The sequence below is a fragment of the Yoonia maritima genome (genome assembly GCF_043641945.1).
Classification (GTDB): domain Bacteria; phylum Pseudomonadota; class Alphaproteobacteria; order Rhodobacterales; family Rhodobacteraceae; genus Yoonia; species Yoonia maritima_B.
Window position 1 is genome coordinate 2,501 of sequence record NZ_JBHZRX010000012.1, and the last position, 3,326, is coordinate 5,826.

Annotated in this window: 1 tRNA gene and 2 rRNA genes; all 3 read left to right on the forward strand. The window is 51.5% G+C overall.

The window, feature by feature from the left end:
* Nucleotides 1-103: 103 nt before the first annotated feature.
* Nucleotides 104-2,938, forward strand: a 23S ribosomal RNA gene (locus tag ACHUEV_RS17805).
* 127 nt (nucleotides 2,939-3,065) lie between these two features.
* A 5S ribosomal RNA gene (gene rrf / locus ACHUEV_RS17810) occupies nucleotides 3,066-3,180 on the forward strand.
* A gap of 68 nt (nucleotides 3,181-3,248) precedes the next feature.
* Nucleotides 3,249-3,325 (forward strand) — tRNA-Met (locus tag ACHUEV_RS17815).
* Nucleotide 3,326: the final 1 nt, after the last annotated feature.

Sequence of the window (3,326 nt, forward strand, 5' to 3'; positions counted from 1 at the left end):
GCGAACCAGCGGCAAGCACTGGAATGTATGCATTTTGATTTAGGCCACCTTTGATTTTACAAAAGGGGGTGGCCACAGAAGTAGTCTGACTATTTCTGGATCAAATCAAGCGCGAAAAGGGCGTTTGGTGGATGCCTTGGCAGTAAGAGGCGATGAAAGACGTGATACTCTGCGATAAGCCATGGGGAGCTGAGAATAAGCTTTGATCCATGGATTTCTGAATGGGGCAACCCACCTGATACTTTGTTATTATTGCCCGTAAGGGCAGCTAATAATGAGGTAAAACAGGTATTTGTAAACTGAATACATAGGTTTACAAAAGCAAACCCGGGGAACTGAAACATCTAAGTACCCGGAGGAAAGGAAATCAATAGATACTCCCCTAGTAGCGGCGAGCGAACGGGGACCAGCCGAGCCTTGAGTGTGATTAGAATGGTCTGGAATGGCCAACCATAGTGGGTGACAGTCCCGTATAAGAAGCATGATAGGACGTATTAAGTAGGGCGGAACACGTGAAATTCTGTCTGAACATCGGAGGACCACCTTCGAAGGCTAAGTACTCCTTACTGACCGATAGCGAACCAGTACCGTGAGGGAAAGGTGAAAAGCACCCCGACGAGGGGAGTGAAACAGTACCTGAAACCGAACGCCTACAATCAGTTGGAGGGCCCTTGAGGCCTGACAGCGTACCTTTTGTATAATGGGTCATCGACTTGGTCTACCGAGCAAGCTTAAGCCGTTAGGTGTAGGCGCAGCGAAAGCGAGTCTTAATAGGGCGCATGAGTTCGGTGGATCAGACCCGAAACCGAGTGATCTAGGCATGTCCAGGATGAAGGTAAGGTAACACTTACTGGAGGTCCGAACCCACACCTGTTGAAAAAGGTCGGGATGAGGTGTGCCTAGGGGTGAAAGGCCAATCAAACTCGGAGATAGCTGGTTCTCTGCGAAATCTATTTAGGTAGAGCGTCGGACGAATACCCTCGGGGGTAGAGCACTGAATGGGTAATGGGGGCCCACAGCCTTACTGATCCTAATCAAACTCCGAATACCGAGGAGTAATATCCGGCAGACACACAGCGGGTGCTAACGTCCGTTGTGGAGAGGGAAACAACCCTGACCTACGACTAAGGCCCCTAATTCATGGCTAAGTGGGAAAGCAGGTGGGACGACCAAAACAACCAGGAGGTTGGCTTAGAAGCAGCCATCCTTTAAAGATAGCGTAACAGCTCACTGGTCTAAATAAGTTGTCCTGCGGCGAAGATGTAACGGGGCTCAAGCCATGAGCCGAAGTCTAGGATGCGATTTATCGCATGGTAGCAGAGCGTAGTGTGACATAATTCCATGCGTCCTTAATTCCTTTCGGGGAATATTGGACGCAAGGAGTTTTCTGTGAAGCCGGCCTGTGAGGGATCCGGTGGAGAGATCACTAGTGAGAATGATGACATGAGTAGCGACAAAGGGAGTGAGAGACTCCCTCGCCGAAAGTCCAAGGGTTCCTGCTTAAAGCTAATCTGAGCAGGGTAAGCCGACCCCTAAGGCGAGGCCGAAAGGCGTAGTCGATGGGAACCAGGTTAATATTCCTGGGCCATGGAGTGGTGACGGATCTCGAAGGTAGTTCATCCTTATCGGATTGAATGGGCTGCTTAGAGGTTCCTGGAAATAGCCCTCCTATAAGATCGTACCCTAAACCGACACAGGTGGACTGGTAGAGAATACCAAGGCGCTTGAGAGAACCACATTTAAGGAACTCGGCAAAATACCTCCGTAAGTTCGCGAGAAGGAGGCCCGTTCAGAACGCAAGTTTTGGGCGGGGGCACAAACCAGGGGGTGGCGACTGTTTACTAAAAACACAGGGCTCTGCGAAGTCGCAAGACGACGTATAGGGTCTGACGCCTGCCCGGTGCCTGAAGGTTAAAAGGAGGAGTGCAAGCTCCGAATTGAAGCCCAGGTAAACGGCGGCCGTAACTATAACGGTCCTAAGGTAGCGAAATTCCTTGTCGGGTAAGTTCCGACCTGCACGAATGGCGTAACGACTTCCCCGCTGTCTCAAATGTGGACTCAGCGAAATTGAATTTCCTGTCAAGATGCAGGATACCCGCGGTTAGACGGAAAGACCCCATGCACCTTTACTATAGCTTCGCATTGGCATCAGGCACAGTATGTGCAGGATAGGTGGTGGGCTTTGAAACCGGGACGCCAGTCTCGGTGGAGCCTCCCTTGAGATACCACCCTTATTCTGCTTGATGTCTAACCGCGGCCCGTTATCCGGGTCCGGGACCCTGCGTGGTGGGTAGTTTGACTGGGGCGGTCGCCTCCCAAATTGTAACGGAGGCGCGCGAAGGTTGGCTCAGAGCGGTCGGAAATCGCTCGTTGAGTGCAATGGCAGAAGCCAGCCTGACTGCGAGACTGACAAGTCGAGCAGAGTCGAAAGACGGCCATAGTGATCCGGTGGTCCCGAGTGGAAGGGCCATCGCTCAACGGATAAAAGGTACGCTGGGGATAACAGGCTGATGGTGCCCAAGAGTCCATATCGACGGCACCGTTTGGCACCTCGATGTCGGCTCATCTCATCCTGGGGCTGGAGCAGGTCCCAAGGGTACGGCTGTTCGCCGTTTAAAGAGGTACGTGAGCTGGGTTTAGAACGTCGTGAGACAGTTCGGTCCCTATCTTCCGTGGGTGTAGGATATTTGAGAAGAGTTGCCCCTAGTACGAGAGGACCGGGGTGAACGATCCACTGGTGGATCTGTTGTCGTGCCAACGGCAGTGCAGAGTAGCTATGATCGGACAGGATAACCGCTGAAGGCATCTAAGCGGGAAGCCCCCTTCAAAACAAGATATCCCTGAGAGCCGAGGTAGACCACCTCGTCGATAGGCCAGAGATGTAAGCGCTGTAAGGCGTTCAGTTGACTGGTACTAATGGCTCGATAGGCTTGATTTGATCCAGTAATAGTAAGACTGGAAAAAATCAAAACACATACACACACAATCATCAGTATACGATGAAATGGAACAAAGCCTGATGTTATCGGCTAGGACCTCGGTCCAAGCCGGTGTTTCTTTTTTGGTTTGGTGATCATAGCGCGAGCAAAACACCCGATCCCATCCCGAACTCGGCAGTTAAGTGCCGCTGCGCTGATGGTACTGCGTCTTAAGGCGTGGGAGAGTAAGTCATTGCCAAACCTAATAAGAAACACTTCTCTCTATACGATAACAAAAAAGACCTCACAAAACACCAAGAGGCACAATAGCGCGGGATGGAGCAGCCCGGTAGCTCGTCAGGCTCATAACCTGAAGGTCGTAGGTTCAAATCCTACTCCCGCAACCAA